Raw genomic sequence first — 255 nt, 5'->3', positions numbered from 1 at the left:
ATACCTGCGCATACTGTCAAAGAACTTGGGAGTCGGCCTCAGCGCCTTCCTCCGTGTGCCCCGACGTTTCCGTCGTTGCGAGCCGCCCATTATAGACCGGCTTATCTGCTTCGTCAACACCTTTTTTCAAGGCCGCTTCACCGTAGTGAACCGTTGTTGCCGATGCCGCTTCGTCGTTTGCCCCGAGAGGCTTTCGTCGTTGCGAGCCGCCTATTATGTCAGGCTTTTCGTTTCCGTCAACACCTTCTTTCGAAG

General features: G+C 55.3%; 1 protein-coding gene. It reads right to left on the bottom strand.

Annotated features, from left to right (window positions below):
- Window positions 1-16 precede the first annotated feature (16 nt).
- The coding region (locus AB9O74_RS18670) for a hypothetical protein (RefSeq protein WP_369350178.1) at window positions 17-255 on the bottom strand (239 nt) is incomplete at its 5' end.

This window comes from Stenotrophomonas sp. JAG2 (genome assembly GCF_041080745.1).
Classification (GTDB): Bacteria; Pseudomonadota; Gammaproteobacteria; order Xanthomonadales; family Xanthomonadaceae; genus Stenotrophomonas; species Stenotrophomonas maltophilia_AA.
The sequence above is the reverse complement of the archived record's forward strand: the minus strand, read 5'-3'. Positions and strand labels throughout refer to the sequence as shown.